Source organism: Cellulomonas terrae (assembly GCF_007990265.1).
Lineage (GTDB): Bacteria > Actinomycetota > Actinomycetes > Actinomycetales > Cellulomonadaceae > Cellulomonas > Cellulomonas terrae.
This window is the reverse complement of sequence record NZ_BJWH01000006.1, coordinates 1-25,129: the sequence shown is the minus strand read 5'-3', so window position 1 is coordinate 25,129 and position 25,129 is coordinate 1. Positions and strand designations below refer to the sequence as shown.

The window sequence follows — 25,129 nt, the reverse complement described above, 5'->3', positions numbered from 1 at the left end:
GTGCCGCCCGGTTACCGCAGGGTTTCCCTGTTCAGAGCCGACGCACGATCTGGGCGAGCAGCGCGCTGATCCGCGGACCCGCGGCGCGACCCGCCTCGAGGACCTCCTCGTGCGACAGCGGCTCGGGGCTGATCCCGGCGCCGAGGTTCGTCATGAGGGAGATGCCGAGGACCTCCAGCCCGGCGTGCCGCGCCGCGATCGCCTCCAGCGTCGTGGACATGCCGACGAGGTCGCCGCCCAGCACCCCGGCCATCCTCACCTCAGCGGGAGTCTCGTAGTGCGGTCCGGGGAACTGTACGTAGACGCCGTCGTCGAGCGTCGGGTCGATCTCGCGGGCGACCGCACGGAGTCGGGCCGAGTACAGGTCCGTGAGGTCGACGAACGTCGCGCCCTCGAGCGGAGACGTCGCCGTGAGGTTGATGTGGTCGCGGATGAGCACGGGTGTGCCCGGCTTCCAGGCGGGGTTCAGCCCTCCGCAACCGTTGGTCAGGACGACCGTCGAGACCCCCGCCGCGGCCGCGGTCCGGACCCCGTGCACGACCCGGCGGACGCCGCGCCCCTCGTACAGGTGGGTGCGCGAGCCGAGCACCAGGGCGTGACGGTCGGTGCCCTCGATGCGGATCGACCGCGTGGTCGCGCCGTGGCCGGCCACCGCGGGCGCCGAGAACCCCGGGATCTCGTGGCTCGGCACCTCCGCGACCGTCTCGCCGAGCAGGTCGGCGGCGCCACCCCAGCCGGAGCCGAGCACGAGCAGGACGTCGTGCCGGTCGACCCCGGTCGCCCGCGCGATGTACGCCGCAGCCGCTCGGGCGACGTCGAACGGGTCGGTCGCGGGGTCGTCGAGGTCAGGGGCCGGTGTGACGTCGCTCATGGACCGAGGCTAACGCGCTGGCCGCCGGCCGCAGGACCGGCAGAATGGGTGCTCGTGAGCACCCCCGCGACCGCATCGCCCGCCGCCCGCGTCGTCGTCCTCGGGGGCGGACCAGGAGGGTACGAGGCGGCCCTCGTCGGCCGCCGGCTCGGGGCGGACGTCACCGTCGTCGAGTCCGCGGGGCTGGGTGGTGCTGCGGTGCTGACCGACGTGGTGCCCTCCAAGACGCTCATCGCGACCGCCGAGTGGATGACGATCGCGGACCGCGCTCCCGAGCTCGGCATCCGCCTCGACGGCACGCCGCTGTCCGGCGCCGTCGGCGGCACGCTCGAACAGCTGCGGCACAGCATCGACCTCGCCGCCGTGAACACCCGCGTCAAGGCGCTCGCGGCTGCGCAGTCCGCGGACATCCGCGCGCGACTGGAGCGCGAGGGCGTGCAGATCGTGATCGGCCGCGGGCGGCTCGACGGCCCGTCACGGGTGGTCGTCACCCGGCAGGACGGCGTCGAGGACCTCACGCTCGAGGCCGACGTCGTGCTGGTCTCCACGGGCGCGACGCCGCGCACGCTCGACACGGCCCGCCCCGACGGCGAGCGGATCCTGACCTGGACGCAGCTGTACGACCTGGACGCCCTGCCGAAGCGGCTGATCGTCGTCGGCTCCGGGGTCACCGGTGCCGAGTTCGCCGGGGCGTACACCTCGCTCGGCGCCGACGTCGTGCTCGTCTCCAGCCGCGACCGCGTGCTTCCCGGCGAGGACGCCGACGCCGCCCAGCTGCTCGAGGACGTGTTCAAGACCCGCGGCATGACGGTCATGTCCCGGTCGCGTGCCGCCGGCGCCCGGCGGACCGCCGACGGCGTCGAGGTCACGCTCGCCGACGGCCGCGTCATCGAGGGCTCCCACGTCCTGTTCGCGGTCGGCTCGATCCCGACCACCGCCGGCCTGGGGCTGGAGGAGGCCGGTGTCCGGCTCACGCCGTCCGGCCACATCGAGGTGGACAAGGTGTCCCGCACCAACGTCCGCGGGATCTACGCGGCCGGCGACGTGACCGGGGTGCTGCCGCTGGCGTCCGTCGCGGCCATGCAGGGCCGCCTCGCGATGGCCCACGCGCTCGGCGACGCCGTCAAGCCGCTGTCCCTGCGCGGGGTGTCCGCGAACATCTTCACGTCCCCCGAGATCGCGACCGTCGGCTCGTCCGAGGCGCGGCTGCACGAGCAGGGCGTGAAGTACTCGGTGAGCATGCTGCCGCTGGCCCGCAACCCGCGCGCCAAGATGCTCGGCGTGCGCGACGGGTTCATCAAGATCTTCGCCCACGCCGGCACCGGGACCGTGCTCGGCGCCGTGGTCGTCGGCCCCCGTGCCAGCGAGTCGATCTACCCCCTGACGCTCGCCGTCACGCACCGCCTCACCACCGACCAGCTCGCCGAGACCGCGACGGTGTACCCGTCGATGTCCGGCACGATCGCCGAGGTCGCCCGGATCCTGCACCACCGCATCGACGACTGACGTCGGTACGCCGCCGAACCCGACCTGAGTGACGCCATCGGCAGCTGAACGGCGCCCATGTCGGGTTCGACCAAGCCATGAGCCGCGCATCCGGGCGCGGCGACGTCATTCAGGGCGTGGTGCGGGCCAGGAGGAGCTCGGCGACCGCGTCCGCCAAGGGCCGGTCGAGCTGGAGCGAGTGCAGGTGGCTGACGCGGACCGACAGGGGGGCGTCCGACGTCGCGATCCGGTGGATGCGGGACTTCAGGTCGTAGCTGATCTGCGCGCGGTCGAGCAGGGTGAACAGGCGGCCGGCGACGTCGTTCGGGGCGAGCTGCGGGTCAGGGCCCAGCTCGACGGTGAGAGTCGCGCCGACCGGGACGTCGTCGACGGTGACCGAGACGCGGCCGTCGTGACGCTCCGTCCGGCTGGTGAACCCGGGGACGACCGGTGCGCCGTCGAACGCGAGGAACGTGACCGTCCACGTGCGGGTGGCGGGCAGGGCCGTGACGGACCCGGTGGCCGGGTGGACCGTGAACGTGCCGTCGGTGAACGTCACGGCAGTGCGGGCGGTCCCGTCGTCGGTGCCGTCGTCCTCGACCAGCGTGAACGACCCGTCGGCCCCCACGACGACCAGCACCTCCAGCGACGTCGGGTTCACGGGGTCGTTGCCGGGGACCGCGGCCGCGTCGAGCGGGACGATCGCGCCGGCCGGCGCCAGCACCGGGATGCTCGTCAGGTCGCGGTGCAGCAGCAGCTCGCGTTCGCCGTCGTAGACCAGGCCGGTGAACACGTCCACCCACGTGCCGGCGGGGAGCCACGCGCGGACCGACGCGAGCCGGGTGTGCTGGTCGGCCGGGCTCGTCAGCGGCGCGACGAGGAGCTCGGTGCCGAAGAGGAACTGGTTCGGCTGGTCGTAGGCCTCCGGGGCGTCGGGCCACTGGTGGTACAGCGGCTCCACCAGGGGGCGACCGTCCGAGGCGGCGCGGTGGTTCATCGTGTGCAGGTAGGGGACCAGGCGGTGCCGCAGACGCAGGTGCTCGGTCATCACGGCCTGCGCGGCGGGCTCGAACGTCCACGGCTCCTTCGTCGTGAACGGGTTGGCGCCCGAGTGGAGGCGCAGGACCGGGGAGAACACCCCGAGCTGCACCCAGCGGGTGGCCAGCTCGTCGTCCTTGCCGCCGAACATGTGACCGCCGATGTCGTGGCTCCACCAGCCGTAGCCGATGTTCGACGCGGTGGCCGTGAAGTACGGCTGGAACGCCAGCGACGCCCACGAGATGACGGTGTCCCCGCTGAACCCGACGGGGTAGCGGTGGCTGCCGGGCCCGGCGTACCGGGAGAACGTCAGGGGCCGGCGCCCGTCGCGGGCGCTGTCCAGGAAGTGGAAGTGGTTGAGCATCCACAACGGGTCGATGCCGGCGACGCGCGAGTGCGGACCGGACTGCCAGTCGAGCCACCAGAAGTCGACACCGTCGTCCTCGAGGCCGCGGTGCAGGACGTCGAAGTAGGCGTCGAGGAACGCGCGGTCGGTGACGTCGAACGGGATGGGGTCCCCGTCCCGCGTCCCCAGCGCCGCGGCCATCGCGGGGTAGGCGTCCTCGTGCGGGCGGACCCCGTCGGCGGGGTGCACGTTGAGCGTCACGCGCAGGCCGCGGTCGTGCAGCGACGTCAGGAACGCCGCCGGGTCGGGGAACAGCGACCGGTTCCACGTGTAGCCGGTCCAGCCGCTCCCGAGTGCCGGGTCCACGTCGGTGACGTGCCAGTCCATGTCGATCACAGCGACGGAGAACGGGAGGCCCTCGTCGGCGAACCGGTCGAGCAGCGCCGCGTAGGTGTCCGAGGTGTACCGGTGGAACCGGCTCCACCAGTTGCCGAGCGCGAACCGGGGGAGCAGGGGCGTCGGGCCGGAGACGGCGTAGAAGGCCGTCAGGGCGTCGCGGTAGTCGTGGCCGTAGGCGAACACGTACAGGTCGGTCCGGTCGCCGTCACGCGGGCAGACCCACCCCTCGTCGTCGAACACCATCGACCGGGAGTCGTCGAGGACCGCGAAGCCCTGCCGGGACACCACGCCGGGCTCCAGCGGGATCGCGCCGTCGGCCAGGTCGAGGGTGCGCGCGGTGCCGCCGAGTCCCGACGGCTCCTCGCCGTACCGCCACACCGAGTGGTACGAGGTGACGCCGCCGAGCACCGAGACGCTCAGGCCGCTCGTGCTGAACGGGCGACGGTCGTACACCAGGTGCAGGCGGTCCGTGACGACCTCGACGTGCGTCTCGGACTCGATGACCCGGAAGTCGGGCACCGGCAGCTCGCGGTGCAGCGCGAACGTGGACGCGCGGTCCTCGAACACACCGTCCGCCGAGTGCTCGAGCCGGACCAGCCCGGCCGTGAGCACGGTGATCCGGAAGGTCGGACCGGCGACGACCGCGCGCGGGTCGGCGACGGGGCGGGAGGGCAGGGGCCGACGAGACGTCATGGTCCCGAGTTTCCCCCGCGGCCCCCGGACGTGCTCAGTCGCCGACGGTGAAGCGCGCGACCAGCGGGAGGTGGTCCGACTGCTGGGGCTCCGTCAGCACGGTGGCCTCGGTGAACGTGACGCCCTGGCCGAACACCCAGTCGATCTTGTGCTCCGGGTCGGCGGCGGGCGACGTCAGACCGTCCTCCGCGGGCACCCACCCCGCGGCCTCCAGCAGCTCGATCTCGGGCCAGGCGGGCTCGGCGTTGAGGTCGCCCGCCAGCACCGCGGGCGGCGTGACCGGTTCGGCCTGCGCCCACGCCTCGAGCTGCTCCAGGCGGGTCGGGGTGTTCGACTCGCGGTGCTGGGTGTGGATCGACGTGACGCGCAGCGGGGTGCCGTCCGCGGTGGTCAGGGTGGTCGACAACGCCGAGCGGCTCTGCGGTCCGGCACCGTAGGGCAGGGGATGGACGACGACGTCGGTCAGCTCGGAACGCGCCAGGACAGCGTTCCCGAACTGGTGGTCCGCTGCGGGCGCGACGTGGATGGTCATGTCGAGGCGGTGCGCCAGCCACGTGGCCATGTCCGAGCCGCCACCGAACACCCAGCCGCGCTGGACCTCCTGCAGCGTGACGACGTCGGGGTCCTGTGCCTCGATCGTCGCCGCGATGCCCTCCAGGTCCACCGCGGTCAGCGGCGAGACGCCGTAGTGCAGGTTCCAGTCGACGAGCGTCAGGGGCTCGTCGGCCGCGCGCTCGGGCACGTCGGACCCTGTGGTGCTGGTCGTCGACGGCACCAGCCCGACCACCGCGAGGACCACCGCGGGCAGGATCAGCAGCCGCACGGAGCTGGTCCGGGCGGGCAGCCGGTCGGGGCTGGTGATCGCCGGGACCGCCCCCGGGGTGCGGCGACGCAGGCCGGACAGGGCCAGGCCGAGCGCCGCCAGGACGATCACCCAGACGTTGTCGACGGGGAGCGGGACGTCGTAGTCGAGCATGTAGAGCAGCAGCGGTCCGATGGTGCCGAGGCCCACCACCAGCGTCGCGGCCCCCGTGCGAGGGATGCCGCGCGGGGCGGGCCGGTGGGCGCTCAGCGCTGTCGACAGGACGATCCCGAGCGTCAGCTGGAGCACCACCACGGCCGCCAGCGCCGCGATCCCGGTCAGCCACAGCGCGCACCCGACCCCGGCGACCAGCAGCACGGCTGCCGCGACCCGGACCGCGCCCGGCCACGGGTCGGGGCGCAGCAGAGTCCAGGCGCCGAGCGCGTTCGCGACGACGACGACGAGCCCCGCCCACCCGAGCGCGACCCCGGACTGCGAGGCGACGAACGCCGGGTTGGCGACGATCATCGCGGCGAGCGCCAGGAACAGCCCGAGCACCCACAGCCGTCGCGGACGTCCGGTCGCCTCCGACGACGACGCGGCCGTGAACGCGACGAGCCCCCGAGCGGTCACGACGACACCGACGGCGAGCACGACGGCGACGACCCAGCCTGTCCAGCCGTCGCGCCACACCGCGTCCCACGTGCCCAGCACGAGCTGGAGCCCGACCGACAGGCCGCAGCCGATCACCAGCCCGATCGCCGCCTGACGGCCACCGGCCGGCCGGCCGGCGACGAACGCCACCGCCAGGGTGAGCACCCCCACGGCGACGGCGACGGCGACGAGGCCGACGACGAACAGCGCCGCGCCGTCGAGGGCCTGCACGACGAGGCGCAGTGTGCCCAGCACGGCGGAGCCGACCAGCAGGGTGCGGGCGTCGGGCGTCCCCGAGGTGCGGCCGACCGCGAGCAGCAGGAGGGCGGCGACGAGCCCGGCCGCCGCGTAGGTGCCCAGCGCCGTCAGCGCAGCGTTCACGACCCCTGCGGCGAACGCCCGGTCCAGCAGCGGGCCGCTCGCGCGGATCATCTCGACGCACATGACCGTCAGCAGGGCGACGAGCCAGACCCGCGTCGGGGTGCCGGCGTCGGGGGGCGTCCGGACGGCAGGGTCGGCGGGCGGGGTGGACGTCACGCGCGCGAGATTACCCCGGCAGGTGCAGGGCGGTGCCTGCGGCCGGCCGCCCGGCGGTCAGGATCCCCCGAGGGCCACGATCCGGGCGCGCAGCATCGGCCACGCGGCGGCGAACGCGGGGAGCAGCGGCAGGTCCGTCACCTCGTCGAGGGGCACCCAGCGCAGCTCGACGCTCTCGGCGTCGGTGACCGTCGGGCGGACCGGACCGATCTCGTCGGCGATCACGGTCGTGTAGGACCAGTCGTCGTGCTGCAGGACGCGCGACTCGCGCAGCCGCACGCTCACGCGGTCGATCCCGGCCTCCTCCTCGGCCTCCCGCAGTGCCGCGTGCTCCGGGGACTCGCCCGGCATCCGCGCACCGCCCGGCACGCCCCACGTCCCGCCCTGGTCGCTCCACAACGCCCGGTGCTGGAGCACGACGGCGACGGGGGTGCCGTCCGCGTCGCGACGCACCAGCAGCAGCCCTGCCGCCCCGCACAGGCCCCAGTGCCGACGACCGCACGCGCACTCGACCCAGCCGTCGCCGGGCTGGCGCTCGCGGTGGACCGGTGGCGCGTCGCTCACGCCCGGGTCAGCCGACGATCTCGCAGATCGCCGTGCCGGCGCTCACGCTGGAACCGACTCCCGCGGACAGCGCGGTCACGGTGCCGGCGCGGTGCGCCACGAGCGGCTGCTCCATCTTCATGGCCTCGAGCACGACCACGAGGTCGCCCTCCGCCACGGTGGCGCCCTCGGCGACCGCGACCTTGACGATCGTGCCCTGCATCGGCGAGCTCAGGGTGGTGCCGTTGCCGCTGCTCGCGGCGCGCGCCACCCGGCGGACGGGCCGGCGTGCCGACGGGCCGGACGAGCCGCGGCCGGCGCTGCCGGGCCCGCGGCCCAGTGCCAGCGCGGCGGGCAGGACGACCTCGAGCCGCTTGCCGCCGACCTCGACGACCACGCGCTCCAGCGCGGCGGGCTCGTCGTCCTCGTCCTGCTCCGGGTCGGGTGCGGCGCTGAGCGCGGCGACCTCGTCGGCGAACTCCGTCTCGATCCAGCGCGTGTGCACGGAGAACGGCTGTGCCGGGTCGGTCGGGGCGAACGCCTCCGCTTCGAGCACCGCGCGGTGGAACGGGACCACGGTCGGGATGCCGACGACCTCGAGCTCGGCCAGGGCACGACGTGCGCGCGCGAGCGCCTGCGGCCGGTCGGCGCCCGTCACGATCACCTTGGCGATCATCGAGTCGAACAGGCCCGAGACGCTGTCCCCCTCGACGACGCCGGAGTCGACGCGGACCCCGGGTCCCGACGGGAACCGCAGCCGCGTGATGCGGCCCGGAGCCGGCAGGAAGCCCTTGCCCGGGTCCTCACCGTTGATGCGGAACTCGATCGAGTGGCCGCGGGGCACGACGTGGTCGTAGCCGAGCGGCTCGCCCGACGCGATGCGCAGCTGCTCGCGGACCAGGTCGACGCCGCTGATCTCCTCCGTGACGGGGTGCTCGACCTGCAGCCGCGTGTTGACCTCGAGGAACGAGATGATGCCGTCGGCGGAGACCAGGAACTCGCACGTCCCGGCCCCGACGTAGCCGGCCTCGCGCAGGATCGCCTTCGACGACTCGACCAGCTGGGTGTTCTGAGCGTCGGTGAGGAACGGCGCGGGCGCCTCCTCGACCAGCTTCTGGTGGCGGCGCTGCAGCGAGCAGTCGCGGGTGGAGACGACGACGACCGTGCCGTGCTGGTCCGCGAGGCACTGCGTCTCGACGTGCCGCGGACGGTCGAGGTACCGCTCGACGAAGCACTCGCCGCGCCCGAACGCCGCCACGGCCTCGCGCGTCGCCGACTCGAACATCTCGTCGATCTCGCCCGACTCGCGCGCCACCTTCAGGCCGCGACCGCCGCCGCCGAACGCCGCCTTGATCGCGACCGGCAGGCCGTGCTCGGCGACGAACGCGTGGATCTCCTCGACGCCCTGCACGGGGTCGGGCGTCCCGGCGACGAGCGGTGCGCCGGCCCGCTGCGCGATGTGGCGCGCGCTGACCTTGTCGCCGAGGGCGTCGATCGCGGCCGGAGGGGGACCGATCCAGGTCAGGCCCGCGTCGAGGACGGCCTGCGCGAAGCCGGCGTTCTCGGCGAGGAAGCCGTAGCCGGGGTGCACGGCGTCGGCCCCGGAGCGGCGCGCGACGTCGAGCAGCTTCGCGATGTCGAGGTACGTCTCGGCTGCGCGGGCGCCGCCCAGCGCGAACGCCTCGTCGGCGACGCGCACGTGCAGCGCCTCGCGGTCGGTGTCGGCGTAGACGGCGACGGAGGCGATCCGGGCGTCGCGACAGGCGCGGGCGATGCGGACGGCGATCTCACCGCGGTTGGCGATGAGGACCTTGGAGATAGCGGGCACGGCTCACCGTAACGCCCTCGACGATCCGCGCCGACGCGGGCGCGGCGTGCCCGCGCAAGACTGTCGATCCGGCCAAGGTCGTCGGGGGCTCCTTGTAGGGATCCTCAGACGACCGGCCCGTGAGGCCCCCTCTGCGGCGGAGCGGTTGTCCGGTCACCACAACAGCGACGAGCCCGGTCCCCTCAGGGACCGGGCTCGTGCGGTCTGCGTCAGACGCTGGCGAGGCGGTTCTCGTCGGCCGTGGCCGGGAGCACCGGAGCCACGGGCGCCAGGCGCCGCAGGGCGAACCCGACGAGGGCGAAGACCGCGCCGATGCCCACGACGAGGGCGGCGACACCGAAGGCGACGACCGACGTGAACAGCGAGGCCCGCAGGAAGGAGCCGTTCATCGCGACGGCGCGCAGCGGGTCCTCCTTGTCGAGCTCGGCGTACGTCTTGCCGCCCGTCGCGTCCAGGGCGTGGTGGTTGATGATGTCGGCCTGCGCGAACGCCTCCCACGGCGTGTCGACGGTCTGCCCGCCGAACGCCGCGGCGTCCTCGGAGACCGTGATGTTCTCGGCGGCGAGGTGGGACGAGACGGCGCTCCAGGTCACGCCTCCCGCGATGATGAACACGGCCCCGGCGATGATCGCCAGAAGGCCGGAGATGCGGACGAAGCGGTTGCTGGGTGCTACGAGCTGGGTCGACATGATTGTCCTTGGGAGCCCCTCGCGGACCCGGCCTACCCGGGTTCCGATGGGCCTCTCGGGCTGGCCCACGCCTTGATCGTTCCGTGCCGACCAGGGCTCCTATCAGGGTCTTTGGTCACTGATCGCGCCACAGGTCCGTGATGCTGACGCCGACCTCGCCCAGGAGCTCGCGCAGCAGCGGCAGGCTCAGGCCGACGACGCCGTGGTGGTCGCCCTCGATCCGCTCGACGAACGGGCCGCCGAGCCCGTCGACCGTGAACGCACCGGCCACCGCGAGCGGCTCGCCCGTCGCGACGTACGCGTCGATCTCCGCGTCGGACAGGTCGGCGAACCGGACCGTCGTCGAGGACGTCGCCCCGAGCATCGCCGGCACGTCGCGCTCGTCCATCAGCCAGTGCCCGGTGTGCAGCACGCCGGAGCGTCCGCGCATCAGCCGCCACCGCTGCGTCGCCTGCGCCGCGTCGGTGGGCTTGCCGTAGATCTCGCCGTCGAGCTCCAGCATCGAGTCGCAGCCCAGCAGGAGCAGGTCGTCCGCGTCCTCGAGCTCGTCGGGCAGGTTCCGGGACACGTCCTCGACCTTCGCCTGCGCGAGCAGCAGCACCGCGTCCGCCGGGTCCAGCGCCCCGAACCGCTCCCGCGCGGCGGCGAGCACCGCGTCCTCGTCCACGCCGGAGACGGCGACGAGCGGCTCGATCCCGGCAGCGACCAGGGTGGCACGGCGGGCGGGCGAGGCGGAGGCGAGCAGCAGTCGGGTCACGGGTGGCGAGCCTAGTTCGCCCCACGCGCCCGCGAGAGCGTGACTCTGCGACGAGATCGGCAGTCGAAACTGCCGGCCTCGTCGGAAAGTGCCGCTCTCGGGACCTCCGACCCGTGCCCGGGGCACAGGGTGTCAGGGCACAATGGGCGCGCTGTGGTCGGGCGCGGCGGGCGGTACCGCCGGTCCGAGGGACGCGAGGAGACGCCGTGCGTGACGCGACGAGGTCGTCGGCCGAGGGCCTGGACGACATCGATGACTTCGACGACCTCGAGGTCGACCGCGACCCGGACCTGCTGGAGCCGCCGTCGTACGCCTGGAGGGCGCGGACCGCGATCGAGATGATCGTCTCGGGCGTGATCGGGCTGTTCGCGTCGTTCGTGCTCTCGATCGAGGCGCTCACGCTCGCGGCGGACCCGGACGCGACGCTCGGCTGCGACTTCAACGCCGTCATCAGCTGCGGCATCGTCGCGCAGAGTCCGGAGGCGACGCTGTTCGGGTTCCCCAACGCGTTCCTCGGCATCGCCGCCGAGGCGGTGGTCATCACCGTGGCCGTCGCCATCCTGGGACGGGTGGTCTTCCCGCGCTGGTTCATGCTCGGCGCGCAGACGATCTACACGCTCGGCTTCCTCTTCGCGTGGTGGCTGTTCTTCGTGTCGTTCTTCAAGATCGGCGCCCTGTGCCCGTGGTGCCTGCTGATCACGGTCACGACGACGCTCGTCTGGGCCGGCCTGACGCGGCTGAACGTCCGCGAGGGCGTCATCACGTTCCCCGGCCGCTGGGGTCCCGCCGCGCGCCGGTTCGTCGACCACGGCAACGACTGGTTCGTGACCGTCGCGCTCATCGTCCTGCTGGCCGTCGCGATCCTCGTGAAGTACGGCTCGATCATCCTCGCCTGACGACGGACGCACGGCGGGCCGGCGGCGTGCAGCCACCGGCCCTCCGTCGCGCTCAGCCCGCGAACGCCGTCCGCAGCACGTCCAGGGGCAGCGCACCCATGCTCAGCGCCCGGGCGTGGAAGGCGCGCAGGTCGAACTCCTCACCCTTCGCGGCCGCCTCGGCCGCCGCGGCGTCGCGCGTCTGCTCCCAGAGGCGCTGGCCGATCTTGTACGACGGCGCCTGGCCGGGCCAGCCCAGGTACCGGTTCCACTCGAACCGGATGAACGCCTCGGGCATGTTCACGTTGGCCTTGAGGAACTCCCAGCCCTTGTCGGCGTCCCACGTCCCGCCGCCCCACTCCTCCGGGGCCTCCAGCCCGAGGTGCACGCCCAGGTCGAAGACCACGCGTGCGGCGCGCATCCGCTGGCCGTCGAGCATGCCCAGCCGGTCGCCCGGGTCGTCGAGGAAGCCGAGGTCGGCCATGAGCCGCTCCGCGTACAGGGCCCAGCCCTCGCCGTAGCCCGACGTCCAGCAGGCCAGCCGGCGCCACGTGTTCAGCGTCGCGCGCTGGAACACGGCCTGACCGATCTGCAGGTGATGGCCCGGCACGCCCTCGTGGTAGACGGTCGTCTTCTCGCGCCAGGTGTTGAACGTCGTGACCTCCGGGGGCACCGACCACCACATGCGACCCGGACGGCTGAAGTCGTCGCTCGGGCCGGTGTAGTAGATCCCGCCGTTCTGGGTGGGTGCGATGCGGCACTCCAGCGTGAGCACCGGCACGGGGATGTCGAAGTGCGTCCCGTCCAGGGCCTCGATCGCCGCGTCCGACGTCGCCTGCATCCACGCCTGCAGCGCATCCGTGCCGTGCAGGGTCCCGGCGGGGTCCTCGTCGAGCTTGGCGACGGCGTCCGCCACCGTGGCACCCGGTCCCGCGATCTGGGCGGCGACGGCCTCCTGCTCGGCGACGACGCGGGCGAGCTCCTCGAGCCCCCACCGGTACGTCTCCTCCAGGTCGACCGTGGCGCCCAGGAAGGCCCGCGACCACAGGGCGTAGCGCTCGCGCCCGGCGGCGTCCTCCGTCGGGGCCTGCGGCGACAGCTCGTCGCGCAGGAACGCGGCCAGGGTCGCGTACGCACCGCGCGCCGCCGTGGCGCCGTGCTCGAGCTCGGCACGGACGAGGGAGCACGCCGCCGAGTCGTCCAGGACCGCGTCCACGGCGGTGCCGGTGACGAACGTCGTGAAGAACGACGTCGCCGGGTCGGCCAGCTCCTCGGCCTGCCGGGCGGCCTCGTCGACCTGCCGCACCGCGGCGACCGCACCGGTGCTCGCCGCGAGCCTCAGCGACTCGATGTAGCCGTCCACGGCGAACGGCAGCGCGTTCAGCCGGGCCGCGATGTTCGACCAGGCCTCGACGTCGCCGGTCGGCATGACGTCGAAGACGTCGCGCAGGTTCTGCACCGGGGACGCGATGTTGTTCAGGTCCCGTAGGAGCTCGCCGGACTCGTGCAGCTCGAGCCCCAGGCCGAGCCGCTCCCGCATGGCCGCCAGCGTGATCTGGTCGATCTCGTCCGTCGGCGCTGCGCCGTCCAGGGCCTGCAGGGTGCTCCGGGTGAGCTCCGCGCGGGCCGCGTGGCCGGCCGGCGAGTGGTCGGTCATCTCGTGGTCGTGCCCCGCGATGCCCATGGTGGTCGCCGCCAGGGGGTCGAGGGTCGCGTACTGCGTCATGTACGTCTCGGCGATCGTGTCGATCGGGGACGGTGCGCGCTCCGTGAGCGCGTCCGGGGTGGTGGGCGTCGTCGTCACCCGCTCGACCCTACTCGCCGGTACGGACGATCCCGAGCGCTCAGGCCCGCAGGCTCCAGCGCCACGCGTCCGGGCCCGGGCGCAGTCCCACGCGGCTGCCGCGCATCGTCCGCCGCCGGTCCGCCCACGGCGCCGCGACCGCGTGGTCCCGCTCCTCGGCCAGCCGGGCGCGCTCGGACGCCGCCGCCATCAGCCCGGCCACCAGGGCCGCCAGCTCCAGGTCGTCCGGGGTGCCCCGGACCACCTGGACGTCCGCGTCGCGCGCGCTCATGAGCTCCCCGTCACGTCGTCGCCGTCCTCGTCCTCGTCGTCCTCCTCGAACGCGACCGCGGCCCCCCGGGACGCACCCCACTCGCCGACCTCGAACCCGGCGTCGACGAGCCGCTGCGCGAGGTCCGCCCCGCCCTGCTCGACGACGTCCAGCACGGACTCCAGCGACAGGTCCGACGTCCCCGCCGGCGGCCCGACGACGAACCCGAGGTGGAACGTGTCGATCTCGGCGTCGCTGCGCGGCCCGTCGGCGTCGCGGTGCTCGTCCTCGCCCCACGACATGCCCGTGAGGTCGGCGTGCAGGCCCAGCCGCTCGTGCAGCAGGTCGTACAGGCGCGCGTTCAGGCCGCCGATCTCCGACTCCAGCACCAGGATGCGGGGGTCCTCGTCGGCCTCCCTCGACCCGAACTCGGCGCGGACGCCGACCGCCGCGTCGACGTACCCGTGCAGCGCGGCGGACAGGGCCGCGACCGCGGCGTGCAGGTCGGTCGCGTCCACGCCGACCAGCGGCTCGGGGCCGTGGGCGGGGTCGTCGTGGCCGCCATGCTCGTCGTGCTCGTGGTCGCTCACAGGGGGATGTTCCCGTGCTTCTTGGGCGGCAGGCTCGCGCGCTTGGTGCGCAGCAGGCGCAGCGCCTTGGTGATCTCCGTCCGGGTCTGCGAGGGCGGGATCACCGCGTCCACGTACCCCTTGTCGGCCGCGTCCCACGGGTTCACGATCGCCTCCTCGTACTCGGCCGTCAGCCGCCGCCGCTCGGCCTCGACGTCGCCGCCCGCGTCCGCGACGGACTTCAGGGCACCGCGCTGCAGGATGTTCACCGCGCCGCCGGCACCCATGACGGCGATCTGGGCGGTGGGCCACGCCAGGTTCACGTCGGCGCCGAGCTGCTTGGAGCCCATGACGATGTACGCGCCACCGTACGCCTTGCGGGTGATGACGGTGACGAGCGGGACGGTGGCCTCGGCGTACGCGTAGATGAGCTTGGCGCCGCGCCGGATGATGCCGTTCCACTCCTGGTCGGTGCCCGGCAGGAAGCCCGGGACGTCGACGAACGTGAGGACCGGGATGTTGAACGCGTCGCACGTCCGCACGAAGCGCGCGGCCTTCTCCGCGGCGTTGATGTCGAGCGTGCCCGCCATCGCCAGCGGCTGGTTGGCGACGATCCCGACCGGGTGCCCCTCGACGTGCCCGAAGCCGATCAGCACGTTCTTCGCGTACAGCGGCTGGACCTCCAGCAGGACCCCGTCGTCGAGCACGTGCTCCAGCACCGTGCGCATGTCGTACGGCTGGTTGTCCGAGTCGGGCAGGAGCGTGTCGAGCTCCTCGTCGACCTCGCTGACCTCCAGGTCGGCCTCGTGGTCGAAGGTCACCGGGTCCGTGAGGTTGTTCTGCGGCAGGTAGATCAGCAGCGACCGCACGTAGTCGAGCGCGTCGTCCTCGTCGGAGGCCATGTAGTGCGCGACGCCGGAGCGGGTGTTGTGCGTCGTCGCGCCACCCAGCTCCTCGAAGCCCACGTCCTCGCCCGTGACCGCGCGGATCACGTCGGGACCCGTGATGAACATGTTGGAGGTGCCGTCGGCCATGACGATGAAGTCCGTCAGGGCGGGGGAGTACACCGCACCGCCCGCCGACGGGCCCAGGATGAGGCTGATCTGCGGGATCACGCCGGACGCGGCGACGTTGCGACGGAAGATCTCCGCGAACTGCGTCAGCCCCGCGACGCCCTCCTGGATCCGGGCGCCACCCCCGTCGCTGATCCCGATCAGGGGGACCCCCGTGCGCAGCGCCAGGTCCATCACCTTCGTGATCTTCTGGCCGTGGACCTCGCCCAGGCTGCCGCCGAAGACCGTGAAGTCCTGCGAGTAGATGCACACCGGGCGGCCGTCGACCGTGCCGTGCCCGACGACGACGCCGTCGCCCGGGATGCGCTTCTTGTCGAGGCCGAAGTTGGTCGAGCGGTGCCGGACGAACGCGTCGAGCTCGGTGAACGAGCCCGGGTCCAGGAGCTGCTCGATGCGCTCGCGGGCGGACCGCTTGCCGCGCGCGTGCTGCTTGTCGACGGCTCCCTGCTCGGCGGCGGCCGCCGCCTCGTAGCGGTCGGCGAGGTCGGCCAGCTTCGCGGCCGTGGTGCGCGGGGCCGTGTCGACGGGTTGCTGGGTGTCAGTCACTCGACCGAGGCTAGTTGTCGGAGCCCGACATGCACGTGCAGGCGGATCACGGTGTTGGTCGCGTCGGGGTGTCGGGTTCCCACAACGCACGTCATCATGGGCGCTGTGCCTGCCCTCCGCGTCGCCGAGCTCCGCGACCTCCTGCTCGCCCCCGCCGGCCCCCTGACCCGGGTCGAGGTGGTCGACGTCACGGGGTCGACCAACACCGACCTCGCCGACGCCCTGCGCGCCGATCCCACGTCCTGGCCGGACGCGAGCGTCCTCGTCGCGGAGCACCAGACCGGCGGGCGCGGCCGCGCCGGGCGCTCGTGGGAGACCCCGCGCGGTACCGCGTTGACCTGCAGCTTCGTCGTCCACCCGCCCGTCCCGGCCGCCTCCTTCGGCTGGATCTCGCTGCTCGCCGGCCTCGGTGCCGTCAACGCGCTGCGCGCCACGGCGGGCGTCGCCGCGACGCTGAAGTGGCCCAACGACCTCCTCGTGCCGGCCGACTCCGAGGTCGAGGGCTGGGGTGCGGCCCGCAAGGTCGGCGGGATCCTCACGGAGGTCGTCACCCTGCCCGCCGGGCAGCCGCCCGCGGTCGTCATCGGGATCGGGATCAACGTCCTGCAGAGCGCCGACGAGCTCCCGGTGGACAGCGCGACGTCGCTCGCGCTCGCAGGCGCGCAGCACGTCGACCGTGAGGGGATGCTCGTCGCGCTCGTCGCCGCGCAGCTCGAGGTGGCGCAGCGGTGGCGGGACTCCGGCGGTGACGCCGTCGGCTCCGGGCTCGCCGACGAGGTGGCCGCCGTCTGCAGCACGCTGGGGTCGCGGGTGCGCGTCGAGCTCCCCGGGGACGGCTCCGTGGGTGGCGTCGCCGCCCGGATCGACCACGACGGCGCCCTCGTGGTGGTCGACGACGAGGGCGTGCCCCACCGCGTCCTCGCGGGTGACGTACGCCACGTCCGCACCGCTCGGTGAACTACCCTCGACCCGTGCCGGACGACCGATCGCAGGACCTCGACTTCCTCGAGTCGACGGTCGGGGAGCTCGACGCCGAGCTCCTCGGCGGCCCCCGCACCCTCAGCGCGCACGACCTGGCCGAGCGCGCCGGCATCGACATCGACGTCGTCCGCGGGTTCTGGACCACGATGGGCCTGCCGCACGCCGACCCGGACGAGAGGGTCTACACCGAGCGGGACGCCGACGCCATCGACCGCGCCGCGGCCCTGGTGCGCGAGCACGGGCTCGACCTGCGCACCGTCATCACCGTGACCCGGGCCCTCGGGCACACGTCCGACCGGCTCGCCCTGTGGCAGGTCGAGGCGCTCGTGGAGGACATGGCCGGCCGGTACGAGCTCGACGACACCTCCGCGCGCCTGCTCGTCCTCGACCGGCTCGCGTCCCTGGCACCCGTCCTCGAGGCGCAGCTGGTCCACTCCTACCGTCGCCAGCTCGCCGCGATCGCCGGCCGCTACGCCGGAGAGTTCGGCCACCTGCGAGCCCCCGGGCCCGACAGCTCCGCCCTGCCCCTGGCCCGTGCCGTCGGCTTCGCCGACATGGTCTCCTTCACGCGCCGCACCGCCGGGCTCGGCTCGACGGACCTCTCGCAGTTCGTCCAGCGCTTCGAGGCGGCCGCCCGGGACATCGTCTCCGCCAACGGCGGGCGCGTGGTCAAGACCATCGGCGACGCCATCCTCTTCGTCGCCGACAGCGCCGCCACCGGTGCGCTGATCGCCCTGGACCTCGCGGACACCCTCGGCAAGGAGCTCGACGTCGACCGCGAGACCACCACCGGCGGGCTCTTCGAGGGCGCTCGCGGCGTCACTCCCGTGCGGGTCGGGCTCGTCTGGGGGCGGGTGCTCTCGCGGTTCGGCGACGTCTTCGGCCCGGACGTGAATCTGGCCGCGCGGCTCACCGACATCGCCGACCCCAGCACGGTGCTCGTCGACGCCCGGACGGCCGAGGTGCTCTCGGCCGACGCGCGGTTCGTCCTGGAGCCGCGCCCCGCTCGGCGGCTCGCCGGGATCGGGTCCGTGGCGCCCGTGCGGTTGCGGGCTGCCGAGGGCTGACAGCCCGCTAGGTGCGCCCGCCGCCTGCGAGGGGTCGCGTGCGCCACACCACGTCCAGCGCAGGGTCGCCCGCGACGCTCGGCTCGACGCGCTCCACGGTGAACCCCTCGCGCTCGTAGAACGCGCCCGCGCGCACGTTGCCCGCGAAGTGCTCGACGCACACGCGAGACGCGTCGGACGGCAGCTGCTCGATCAGGGCGTCGATCAGTCGAGGTCCCAGGCCCTCGCTCCGGAAGCCGGGGTCGACGTAGAGCTTGTAGATGACGTGGTCGGCACCGTGGCGCCCGCGCTGCGCGACCCCCACCACCCGGTGCCCGGACTCGGCGACGACGACCAGCCCCGCCGACACCGCGGCACCGATCTGCGTCGGGCTCCACCAGTCGCGGACCTGGGCGTCCGCAGCCTCGTCGCCGATCAGGGGTGCGTAGTGGGGACGGATGTGGGCGTCGCCGAACGCGCAGATGCGGCTCACGTCGGCCGGGACCGCGGGCCGCAGCGCGCATTCGCTACCTCGGGCCACTCGAACCCCTCCTACGCGGACCCGTCGTCGGGGCTGATCTCGTCCACCAGCGACGGGCCGTTGTTCGCGACGGTGTTGACGGCGGTGGAGACCGGGGTGGCGACGATGTCGGGACCCGGGCTCTCCAGCAGCTCGCGGGCTCCGTCGGCGCCGACGGCCGGGTCCAGCCAGGCCGACCAGGCGTCGGCCCGCAGCATGAGGGGCTGGCGGTCGTGGATGTGGGCGAGCTCCTCGGAGGCCGGGCGGGTGATCACGGTGGCGCTGACCACCCAGCGCGCGGGGTCGTCGTCGTCCTTCGTGGGGTCCTTCCAGAACTCGTAGAGGCCCGCGAGCGCGACGAGGTCGCCGTCGGCGGGGTGCAGGTAGTACGGCTGCTTCTTGGCCTTCGCCGGGGACCCGGGCGCGGGCTTCTTCCACTCGTAGTAGCCGTCGGCCGGCAGGAGCGCCCGGCGGACGGCGAACGGGCGGGCGAACGCGGACTTCTCCTCGAGCGACTCCACGCGGGCGTTGATCATCCGGTTGCCCACCGAGATGTCCTTGGCCCACGACGGCACCAGACCCCAGCGGGCGACGCGCAGCTGCCGGGTGATCTCCCCGGTCTCCTTGTCCGCGCGCTCCACGACCATGCGGACGCCGTCGGTGGGGGCGACGTTCCACGACGGGCCGAGCAGGCGGACGTCGTCGGCGACCGTCGCGATGGCGAACTCGTCCGCCAGCGCCTGGTCCTCGCGGAAGGAGGCGTATCGACCACACATGGGACCAGCCTGCCAGGTGCGTGTGACATCACACCTCGCTGGGATCGAATCGATTCGTCTTCTGTGGGAGAATCGGTTCAATGAGTTTGCGCACCACCGCCTCCGCCGCGACCGGCCACGAGCCCGTCGCGGCTGTCGGGCCCCCCGGACCAGGACCGGCCGTCGACTCCGCGGCCACCGCGCAGTTCCGTCCGAACGCCAAGTACGTGCTGATGCTCGGGCTGATGTGCGCCCTGCCGGCCGTGTCCACGGACATGTACCTGCCGTCCCTGCCCGACGTGGCACGCGACCTGGGCACGTCGGCCACGGCGGCGCAGCTGACGATGACGGCGATGCTCATCGGCGGCGCCGTCGGCCAGCTGGTCATCGGGCCGCTGTCGGACCGGTTCGGTCGGCGCAAGCCGGTGCTGATCGGCGTCGTCCTGCACGTCATCACGTCGCTGCTGTGCGCGATCGCGCCCGCCATCGTGCCGCTCATCGCGCTGCGCACGGTGCAGGGCTTCTTCAACGCGTCGGCCACGGTCGTGGCGATGGCGATCATCCGCGACCGGTTCGTCGGCGCCGACGCCTCCCGGCTCATGTCCCGGCTGATGCTCGTCATCGGGGTCGCCCCGCTGTTCGCCCCGTCGCTGGGTGGGGTCATCGCCGGGCAGTGGGGCTGGCGGTCGGTGTTCGTCGCGCTCGCCGGGTTCGGCGTCGTGCTGTGGGTCGTCGTCTGGCGTCGGCTCCCGGAGACGCTGCCGCCCGAACGGCGCCGGCAGGGTGGGCTGCGCACCGCGGTGTCCGGCTACCGCTCGCTGCTCCGGGACCGGCACTTCGTCGCGCTCGCCATCCTGCCCGGGCTCGGCATGGCCGTGCTCATGAGCTATGTGGTCGCGTCACCGTTCGTGCTCCGCGAGGGCTACGGGCTGTCGGCGACCGAGTTCTCCCTGCTCTTCGCGGTCAACGGCATCGGTCTGGTGCTGGGCGCCCAGGTGAACGCCTCCTTGGTGCGGCGGGTCGCGCCGATCCGGATCGTCCGTGTGGTGCTGCCCGTGTCGCTGGGGCTCACCGGGGTCCTGCTCGCGCTCGCTCTCACCGGCTGGGGTGGGCTGATCGCGCTGCTCGTCGTGCTGTGGCTGATCCTCGCGCTCGTCAACTTCGTCCCGCCGAACGCGTCGGCGCTGGCGCTCACCCGGCACGGGGAGATCGCGGGGACCGCCGCCGCGGTCATCGGGTCCATGCAGGCCGGCGTCGCCGGGCTCGTGAGCCCGCTGTCGGGACTGCTGGGCGGCGACGCGGTCGCGATGGCGGCCGTGATGGTCGGCGCGTCCGTGGCGGGTCTGCTCGTGCTGGCGCTGGCCACGCCCGCGTACCGCCGCGACGGGGCCTGGGCGGTCTGACGGCCTGCACCGCTCGGCGCGGACGCGGCGCAGGCGCGGCCGTCTCGTTCGGGTGACGCCCTGATCAGGAGATTTCGCCTCCTGCCGGACAAGTCGCACGGGTGAACTGCGCCCGACGGGTGCCCTGACACGTCCGGCCCTGCCGCGCAGCGGCCGTCGTCCTTAGCGTGCGCGTCGCACTCCTCCAGAACCGGGGCGTGCACGGCCCTGGAAGGACCGACCCGCCATGCTGCGTCGCCTCGTGCTGACCGTCGTCGTCGCCGTGCTCGCGCTCGGCGGTGCGGCGGCGCCCGCCGTCGCGTCGGGCAGCGGCGACCTGTTCCCGCGGGTGGGAGTGGCGGACCCCGCGTGCGACGCCTCCCACCCGTGCCGGGCCGCGCTCGAGTGGCGGACCAACGCGTACGGCCCGGCGGGGGACACCCGGATCCAGCGTCGGACCCTGTTCACCGTGTTCGCGCGGGCGGGCGAGCAGATCCTCACGGGGTCGTCGTCGATCGGGACGGGCAGTGCCGACATCGTGGTCTGGAACCCTGGGGTGGTCACGGACACCGAGGCGGCGACGCTGCCGACCCTGGTGGACGGCACCAACGGGTTCAGCTGCGCGGCGCACCGGCCGGGCGCGTCGAGCCCCGTCGGCAGGCTCACCACCCGCGCCCAGGAGCTGGCGGGCGCACAGTCGGTCGACGGCACCCAGAACGTGGCGGGCTACGTCCCGTGCGTGTACGTCGCTCCGACGACGGGTCTGTACCGGGTGGCCTTCTACGGCGCCGCGGGGGCCGGCAACGCCGCCGACGGCACGCCCGACCGGCACCTCGACCCCGCGGGTGGCTTCCTGGCCGCGGCGGGCTCGTCGATCAACGCCTGGGACGTCACCGTCCGCGCGGGCACCGACCCGGCGTCGGTCGTCGACCTGCCGGGACGGACCTTCACGTACGTGCTCGCGGGCTTCACGGGCGGCAACCCGCGGCCCGTCACGATGCGGCTCTTCCTGAACACCCTCGACGGCTACCGCTACTCCGTCGACACCCACGGCTTCGACCCCAACGGCTTCGTCTTCTACGGCAACCGGGCGGGCTTCCTCGACGCCGACGGGACGACGCCGCTGAACCACGACGTCGTCGGCACGGGCGCCAACCCGCAGACGCTCCCGACGCTGGCGGGCGGCGTGCACCTGGCACCGCCGGAGTACCCGCTGTCGTTCGAACCGCTGGCGCCCGAGACGCTCGCCTTCCTGGGCATCCCCGAGACCCCCGTGCCGCCGACGCTGAGCGCGGTCGACTTCACCGGCCGCGCCACCGACCACGGCAGCTACGTCGGCCAGGGCGGGACGTTCACCCTCGACGCCGGGTCCGGCGGGACCTTCGAGGTCGTCATCTCGCGCGACGGCGTCGACTTCGACCCGGGTCTGCCCGGGAACCGCGCCCTGCGGGGGATCGTGCCCGCGGGCACGTTCTCCGTGAGCTGGGACGGCAACGACAACGCCGGGGTCCCGCTCCCCGTGAAGGACGACTACGCGGTACGGGCGGTGCTGCGCGCCGGCGAGTACCACGCTCCGATGCTGGACGTGGAGAGCTCGACCCTCGGGGGTCCGAGCATCACGCTGCTCAACCCCCCGCTCGGCGTCTGCCCGTTCACGGGGGTGGCGAGCACCGGCAGCAACTGCACCCGCGTGTTCTTCGACGACCGCACCTACGTGACGAGCGCGGGGACGCGCGTCGGCGACCTCACGTCGGGGACCCTGTGCCCCGCGTTCGCCGGGGCGCTCCCGGCGTCGCTGTTCGCCGACCCCGACGGAGGCGTCGACAGCACCGGTGCCGCCCGCGCGTTCGGTGACGGGGGCGGCCTCAACGCGAACCAGCACTGCCCCGCGACGGGCGGGACGCTGGGCGACGCGAAGGGCCTCGACCTGTGGACGTACTTCCCGTCGCAGCAGACGGCGACGTGGCTGGACGTGCTCCCCGTCCCGGCGGTCCCGGTCGCGGTCGACGACACGGGCACCACGCCGGTCGGCACGCCGCTGGTGGTGCCGGTCTCCGGGGTCCTCACCAACGACTCGGGCACCCGGCTGACGGTCGTCGGCGCGACCGCCCCGCCGCACGGCACGGTGACGACGAACGGCGACGGCTCGTTCACCTACACGCCGGTGCCGGGCTACACGGGGCCGGACCAGTTCGACTACACGATCACCGACGACTACGGGCAGACGGACGTCGCGACCGTGCGGCTCACCGTGACGCCGCTCGCCCTGGCCGGCGGCCCGGGCACGCCACCGACCCTGCCGCAGCTGACGGCGCCCGTGGTCCCGGTCGCCGCCGCCGTGCCCCCCGTGCGGCCACCGACCGCCCGCGCGGTCACCACCGCGGTCCGTACCGGTGGGTCCGCTGGCCTGGCGACCACCGGAGCCGACCCGGTCTCGGCACTTCTCCTCGCGTTCTCGCTGGTGGGCGCAGGGGTGGCGCTGTCGGTCGGGCGCCGCCGGCTCCGTCGGGACTGAACCGCAGTCAGTCCCGGTGGAGCCGGTGCAGGCCGGCCACGGCCTGCGTCAGCACCTCGTCGCGCTTGACGAACGTGAACCGCACCCACGACCGCAACGCACGGTCGACGCCGGATCCCGCGTGCGTGAACGCGGTCACGGGCACCCCGACGACGCCGGCGAGCCCGGGCAGGTCCCGGCACAGGGTGACCCCGTCGGTGTACCCGAGGGGTGCGGCGTCGGCGAGCACGAAGTAGGTGCCCTGCGGCCGGACGACCGTGAAGCCCGCGTCCTCCAGGCCGGCGCAGAGCAGGTCCCGCCGCCGGGACAGGGAGCGTGCCAGCTCGACGACCCAGGTGGCGACGCCCGGGTCGCGGAGCGCGAACGCGACGGCGGGCTGGAACGGCGCGCCGTTGACGTAGGTGAGGAACTGCTTCACGGTCCGCACGGCGGTGACGAGCGCCTCCGGCCCGGTGACCCAGCCGATCTTCCAGCCGGTGAACGAGAACGTCTTGCCGGCCGAGGAGATGGTCAGGGTCCGCTCGGCCATGCCGGGCAGGGTCGCGATCGGGACGTGCGCCGACGCCGACCCGTCGAGCACCAGGTGCTCGTAGACCTCGTCCGTGACGACCACGGCATCGTGCTCGACGGCGAGCCGGGCGATCGCGGCGAGCTCGACGCGGGTCAGGACCGTGCCGGTGGGGTTGTGCGGGGTGTTCACCAGGACCAGCCGGGTCCGCGGCGTGAACGCGGCGGCGAGGGCGTCGAGGTCGAGCCGGAAGCCGTCCGCGGTCGCCACGAGGGGCGCGGTCGTGTGGGTGGCGCCGGCCAGCGCGACGACGGCGGCGTACGAGTCGTAGAAGGGTTCGAGGGTGAGGACCTCGTCGCCCGGGCCGGCGAGCGCCAGCACCGTGGCGGCGAGCGCCTCCGTCGCGCCGGCGGTCACGAGCACCTCGCGGTCGGGGTCCCACGTCAGCCCGTAGTGCGACGACTGGTGCTCGGAGACGGCCTCGCGCAGCGCGGGGATCCCCGGGCCGGGCGGGTACTGGTTGGCGCCCGCGGCGATCGCGTCCGCGGCAGCCTGGGCGACCGAGGCGGGACCGTCCACGTCGGGGAAGCCCTGGCCGAGGTTGACCGCCCCGGTGCGCGCGGCGAGCGCCGACATCTCGGCGAAGACCGTGGCCCGGGGGACGCCGTCGTCGCCCATCAGCCCGGTCGCACGGGCGACGTCCTGCCAGCGCGCTGTCATGGGTCGAGGTTAGGGGTGCCGAGGGCGACCCGTCGGCGACGGGCCGGGAGCGCAGGTGCGCTCAGACCACCAGTCCGGCCGCGGCGGTGAGGCCCGCGACCACGACGAGTGCAAGGGACGCCCAGGCTCCGACGATCCACCACTCCACGTGGTGTCGCCGCAGAACCCGCTGCGCCTGTCGTTCGGCCATGCTCTGAAGATCGGCACGTGATCGCCCACGTACAACATCCCGCGCCGACGAGCGCGGAATTCACCCGATCAGCACGCAACGGATCGCCGTCCCGGCACAGCGGGACGGCGATCCGGATCATCAGCCGGCCGCGGCGCTCTCGAGCTTGTCGCCGAGCGTCGTCAGCTGCTGCGCGAGCTCGTCCAGGGAGTCGGCGGCGGACCCGGCGGCGCTCGCCTTGGCGGCCTCGAGCTCGGCCTGTGCGTCGGCGACCTGGGCCTCGGCGTCCGCCAGCGCCTGCTGGGACGCCTCGGCACCCTCGGCCTGTGCCTGCTCCAGCGCGGTCTGCGCGTTGGCGACCGCGGCCTGCGCGTCGGCGACCGCCTTGTCCGCCTCGGCCTTCGCGGTCGCGTCGAGCGAGCCGAGCTGCTCCTTGACGTCGGCGATCTTCTGCTGGGCGGCGTCAGCCTCGGCCTTGGCGTCGTCGACCTGGGCCTTGAGGTCGTCGATGGCGCTGCGGGCCTCGCTCGCGGCGTCCTTGGCCTGCTGGGCCGCGTCGTCGATGGCGGCGTCGGAGCATGCGGCGAGACCGAGGGCGAGCAGCGCGGCGACGACGGGGGCGCCGAGGCGGGCGCGTCGCGGGCGGGTCGGGGTGGGCATGTCGTCCTCCGGGGGTGGTCGGGAGCGGGGTTCGGGCCCACAGTCTGCCCGGGGTCGCGCCGACGCGCCCATCGGGGACGCGCCGACGCCCCGCCGGTCCGGGGACCGGCGGGG

General features: G+C 73.7%; 22 protein-coding genes. 6 read left to right on the top strand and 16 right to left on the bottom strand.

Annotation, left to right across the window (positions count from 1 at the left end; translation table 11 throughout):
- Positions 1 to 31: 31 nt before the first annotated feature.
- On the bottom strand, positions 32 to 871 hold the full coding sequence (locus tag CTE05_RS07635) for a purine-nucleoside phosphorylase (protein WP_146845529.1): 840 nt from the start codon (positions 869 to 871) through the stop codon (positions 32 to 34).
- 54 nt (positions 872 to 925) lie between these two features.
- Between CTE05_RS07635 and CTE05_RS07630 the strand changes: the two genes are divergently transcribed.
- Positions 926 to 2,377 carry an NAD(P)H-quinone dehydrogenase gene (locus CTE05_RS07630; RefSeq protein WP_146845528.1) on the top strand — a complete coding sequence of 484 codons (1,452 nt, stop codon included), beginning with the start codon at positions 926 to 928 and terminating at the stop codon, positions 2,375 to 2,377.
- Positions 2,378 to 2,486: 109 nt separating this feature from the next.
- On the opposite strand, the gene CTE05_RS07625 is transcribed toward CTE05_RS07630, so the two are convergent.
- The 6 genes from CTE05_RS07625 to CTE05_RS07600 all read right to left on the bottom strand — a co-directional run bounded on the left by CTE05_RS07625 (position 2,487) and on the right by CTE05_RS07600 (position 10,642).
- Positions 2,487 to 4,832, bottom strand: a complete 2,346-nt coding sequence (locus CTE05_RS07625) for a glycoside hydrolase family 31 protein (protein ID WP_146845527.1) — start codon at positions 4,830 to 4,832, stop codon at positions 2,487 to 2,489.
- A gap of 34 nt (positions 4,833 to 4,866) precedes the next feature.
- Positions 4,867 to 6,825 (bottom strand): endonuclease/exonuclease/phosphatase family protein, encoded by a 1,959-nt coding sequence (locus CTE05_RS07620; protein ID WP_246123418.1) that lies wholly within the window; start codon positions 6,823 to 6,825, stop codon positions 4,867 to 4,869.
- Positions 6,826 to 6,882: 57 nt separating this feature from the next.
- On the bottom strand, positions 6,883 to 7,389 hold the full coding sequence (locus tag CTE05_RS07615) for an NUDIX domain-containing protein (protein ID WP_146845526.1): 507 nt from the start codon (positions 7,387 to 7,389) through the stop codon (positions 6,883 to 6,885).
- 7 nt (positions 7,390 to 7,396) lie between these two features.
- On the bottom strand, positions 7,397 to 9,196 hold the full coding sequence (locus CTE05_RS07610) for an ATP-binding protein (protein ID WP_146845525.1): 1,800 nt from the start codon (positions 9,194 to 9,196) through the stop codon (positions 7,397 to 7,399).
- Positions 9,197 to 9,405: 209 nt separating this feature from the next.
- Complete coding sequence (locus tag CTE05_RS07605; RefSeq protein ID WP_146845523.1) at positions 9,406 to 9,885, bottom strand: aromatic ring-opening dioxygenase LigA; 480 nt, start codon at positions 9,883 to 9,885, stop codon at positions 9,406 to 9,408.
- 115 nt (positions 9,886 to 10,000) lie between these two features.
- Complete coding sequence (locus tag CTE05_RS07600) at positions 10,001 to 10,642, bottom strand: nucleoside triphosphate pyrophosphatase (RefSeq protein WP_146845522.1); 642 nt, start codon at positions 10,640 to 10,642, stop codon at positions 10,001 to 10,003.
- 206 nt (positions 10,643 to 10,848) lie between these two features.
- On the opposite strand from CTE05_RS07600, the gene CTE05_RS07595 reads away from it, so the two are divergent.
- Positions 10,849 to 11,538, top strand: coding sequence for a vitamin K epoxide reductase family protein (locus CTE05_RS07595; RefSeq protein ID WP_371863359.1), 690 nt, complete (start codon positions 10,849 to 10,851; stop codon positions 11,536 to 11,538).
- A gap of 52 nt (positions 11,539 to 11,590) precedes the next feature.
- On the opposite strand, the gene CTE05_RS07590 is transcribed toward CTE05_RS07595, so the two are convergent.
- From CTE05_RS07590 to CTE05_RS07575, 4 genes are all read right to left on the bottom strand, one after another.
- The gene (locus CTE05_RS07590) at positions 11,591 to 13,243 is read right to left on the bottom strand and encodes a DUF885 domain-containing protein (protein ID WP_146845659.1); all 1,653 of its coding nucleotides are present in this window, start codon (positions 13,241 to 13,243) and stop codon (positions 11,591 to 11,593) included.
- A gap of 118 nt (positions 13,244 to 13,361) precedes the next feature.
- A complete protein-coding gene (locus CTE05_RS07585; protein ID WP_055917885.1) occupies positions 13,362 to 13,592 on the bottom strand; it encodes an acyl-CoA carboxylase subunit epsilon in 231 nt (76 codons plus the stop codon).
- Positions 13,589 to 14,161, bottom strand: coding sequence for a hypothetical protein (locus tag CTE05_RS07580; RefSeq protein ID WP_146845521.1), 573 nt, complete (start codon positions 14,159 to 14,161; stop codon positions 13,589 to 13,591). The genes CTE05_RS07585 and CTE05_RS07580 overlap by 4 nt, the downstream gene beginning before the upstream one ends.
- Positions 14,158 to 15,759, bottom strand: a complete 1,602-nt coding sequence (locus CTE05_RS07575) for an acyl-CoA carboxylase subunit beta (RefSeq protein WP_146845520.1) — start codon at positions 15,757 to 15,759, stop codon at positions 14,158 to 14,160. The genes CTE05_RS07580 and CTE05_RS07575 overlap by 4 nt, the downstream gene beginning before the upstream one ends.
- Positions 15,760 to 15,855: 96 nt before the next feature.
- Here CTE05_RS07575 and CTE05_RS07570 point away from each other — a divergent pair, with 96 nt between their 5' ends.
- Positions 15,856 to 16,716: a biotin--[acetyl-CoA-carboxylase] ligase gene (locus tag CTE05_RS07570; RefSeq protein ID WP_146845519.1), complete on the top strand. Its 861-nt coding sequence runs from the start codon at positions 15,856 to 15,858 to the stop codon at positions 16,714 to 16,716.
- Between the two features lie 14 nt (positions 16,717 to 16,730).
- Positions 16,731 to 17,807 (top strand): adenylate/guanylate cyclase domain-containing protein, encoded by a 1,077-nt coding sequence (locus tag CTE05_RS07565; protein ID WP_246123416.1) that lies wholly within the window; start codon positions 16,731 to 16,733, stop codon positions 17,805 to 17,807.
- A gap of 7 nt (positions 17,808 to 17,814) precedes the next feature.
- Here CTE05_RS07565 and CTE05_RS07560 read toward each other — a convergent pair whose 3' ends face one another.
- The gene (locus CTE05_RS07560; RefSeq protein WP_246123415.1) at positions 17,815 to 18,279 is read right to left on the bottom strand and encodes a GNAT family N-acetyltransferase; all 465 of its coding nucleotides are present in this window, start codon (positions 18,277 to 18,279) and stop codon (positions 17,815 to 17,817) included.
- 59 nt (positions 18,280 to 18,338) lie between these two features.
- On the bottom strand, positions 18,339 to 19,082 hold the full coding sequence (locus CTE05_RS07555) for an SOS response-associated peptidase (RefSeq protein WP_146845516.1): 744 nt from the start codon (positions 19,080 to 19,082) through the stop codon (positions 18,339 to 18,341).
- Between the two features lie 80 nt (positions 19,083 to 19,162).
- Between CTE05_RS07555 and CTE05_RS07550 the strand changes: the two genes are divergently transcribed.
- Together CTE05_RS07550 and CTE05_RS07545 are read left to right on the top strand one after the other, a co-directional pair.
- Positions 19,163 to 20,464: a multidrug effflux MFS transporter gene (locus CTE05_RS07550; protein ID WP_146845515.1), complete on the top strand. Its 1,302-nt coding sequence runs from the start codon at positions 19,163 to 19,165 to the stop codon at positions 20,462 to 20,464.
- Between the two features lie 226 nt (positions 20,465 to 20,690).
- Positions 20,691 to 22,958, top strand: coding sequence for an Ig-like domain-containing protein (locus tag CTE05_RS07545; protein ID WP_146845514.1), 2,268 nt, complete (start codon positions 20,691 to 20,693; stop codon positions 22,956 to 22,958).
- Between the two features lie 7 nt (positions 22,959 to 22,965).
- On the opposite strand, the gene CTE05_RS07540 is transcribed toward CTE05_RS07545, so the two are convergent.
- The 3 genes from CTE05_RS07540 to CTE05_RS07530 form a co-directional block, all read right to left on the bottom strand.
- A complete protein-coding gene (locus CTE05_RS07540; RefSeq protein WP_146845513.1) occupies positions 22,966 to 24,186 on the bottom strand; it encodes a pyridoxal phosphate-dependent aminotransferase in 1,221 nt (406 codons plus the stop codon).
- Between the two features lie 61 nt (positions 24,187 to 24,247).
- A complete protein-coding gene (locus tag CTE05_RS07535; protein ID WP_055917908.1) occupies positions 24,248 to 24,376 on the bottom strand; it encodes a hypothetical protein in 129 nt (42 codons plus the stop codon).
- Between the two features lie 120 nt (positions 24,377 to 24,496).
- A complete protein-coding gene (locus tag CTE05_RS07530; RefSeq protein WP_146845512.1) occupies positions 24,497 to 25,015 on the bottom strand; it encodes a hypothetical protein in 519 nt (172 codons plus the stop codon).
- Positions 25,016 to 25,129: the final 114 nt, after the last annotated feature.

What these genes read in the sequence shown, in the direction of transcription:
- CTE05_RS07530 (WP_146845512.1), bottom strand. Translation starts at nt 25,015, where the DNA reads ATGCCCACCCCGACCCGCCCGCGACGCGCCCGCCTCGGCGCCCCCGTC.
- CTE05_RS07635 (WP_146845529.1), bottom strand. Translation starts at nt 871, where the DNA reads ATGAGCGACGTCACACCGGCCCCTGACCTCGACGACCCCGCGACCGAC.
- CTE05_RS07585 (WP_055917885.1), bottom strand. Translation starts at nt 13,592, where the DNA reads ATGAGCGCGCGCGACGCGGACGTCCAGGTGGTCCGGGGCACCCCGGAC.
- CTE05_RS07605 (WP_146845523.1), bottom strand. Translation starts at nt 9,885, where the DNA reads ATGTCGACCCAGCTCGTAGCACCCAGCAACCGCTTCGTCCGCATCTCC.
- CTE05_RS07625 (WP_146845527.1), bottom strand. Translation starts at nt 4,832, where the DNA reads ATGACGTCTCGTCGGCCCCTGCCCTCCCGCCCCGTCGCCGACCCGCGC.
- CTE05_RS07540 (WP_146845513.1), bottom strand. Translation starts at nt 24,186, where the DNA reads ATGACAGCGCGCTGGCAGGACGTCGCCCGTGCGACCGGGCTGATGGGC.
- CTE05_RS07555 (WP_146845516.1), bottom strand. Translation starts at nt 19,082, where the DNA reads ATGTGTGGTCGATACGCCTCCTTCCGCGAGGACCAGGCGCTGGCGGAC.
- CTE05_RS07545 (WP_146845514.1), top strand. Translation starts at nt 20,691, where the DNA reads ATGCTGCGTCGCCTCGTGCTGACCGTCGTCGTCGCCGTGCTCGCGCTC.
- CTE05_RS07570 (WP_146845519.1), top strand. Translation starts at nt 15,856, where the DNA reads ATGGGCGCTGTGCCTGCCCTCCGCGTCGCCGAGCTCCGCGACCTCCTG.
- CTE05_RS07590 (WP_146845659.1), bottom strand. Translation starts at nt 13,243, where the DNA reads ATGACGCAGTACGCGACCCTCGACCCCCTGGCGGCGACCACCATGGGC.
- CTE05_RS07550 (WP_146845515.1), top strand. Translation starts at nt 19,163, where the DNA reads ATGAGTTTGCGCACCACCGCCTCCGCCGCGACCGGCCACGAGCCCGTC.
- CTE05_RS07535 (WP_055917908.1), bottom strand. Translation starts at nt 24,376, where the DNA reads ATGGCCGAACGACAGGCGCAGCGGGTTCTGCGGCGACACCACGTGGAG.